Annotated in this window: 1 protein-coding gene; it reads right to left on the minus strand. The window is 62.4% G+C overall.

The features are described from left to right. On the minus strand, positions 1-872 hold an 872-nt coding region (locus AC1QQ2_RS14540; RefSeq protein ID WP_479713682.1), incomplete at both ends, for an aldolase/citrate lyase/malate synthase family protein.

Consider the following 872-nt stretch of genomic DNA (forward strand, 5'->3'; position numbering starts at 1 on the left):
CACGGTGCACAGACCGTTGAGCAGGTTTTGGCGCTCGGCGTTGGCGTCGATCTTTTCCATCTCTTGCTGGATGGCGGCGACCGACACCTGCTGGTAATGCAGGGCGTGCAAGGTGGCAGCGGTGGGGCTGGGCACCCAGGCGGTGTTGGCACCGGCTTTGGGGTGACCAATTTTTTGTTCCAACATGGCGGCCATGAGGTCGGGCATGGCCCACATGCCTTTGCCGATCTGGGCACGTCCGCGCAAGCCGCAGTCCAGGCCCACCAACACGTTGTTGCGCTCGTAGGCCTGAATCCATGCGCTGGACTTCATGTCGCCCTTGCGCATCATGGCGCCGCCTTGCATGGCGGTGTGCATTTCGTCGCCGGTGCGGTCGAGGAAGCCGGTGTTGATGAAGGCCACGCGATCCGCGGCCGCAGCGATACAGGCTTTGAGGTTCAAGCTGGTGCGGCGCTCTTCGTCCATGATGCCGAGCTTGACGGTGGCCGTGGGCAGGCCCAAGACCTTTTCAACGCGACCAAACAGTTCGCTGGCAAACGCCACTTCGGTGGGGCCGTGCATCTTGGGCTTGACGATGTAGACCGAGCCTTGGCGAGAGTTGCGAATGCCGTTGGCGCCCTTGCCTTGCAAATCCACCATGGCGATGGTGGTGGTGACCATGGCGTCCATGATGCCTTCGGGAATTTCTTGTCCCTCGCCCCACAAAATCGCGGGGTTGGTCATCAGGTGGCCCACGTTGCGCAAGAACATCAGCGAGCGACCATGCAAGGTCAGGGGCTGACCATCGGCGCCGGTGTATTGGCGGTCGGGGTTGAGGCCGCGGGTGAAGGTGCGCCCGCCTTTTTCAACGCTCTCGGTGAGCGTGCCTTGCA

Source organism: Aestuarium sp. (assembly GCF_023253315.1).
Taxonomy (GTDB): domain Bacteria; phylum Pseudomonadota; class Alphaproteobacteria; order Rhodobacterales; family Rhodobacteraceae; genus Marivivens; species Marivivens donghaensis.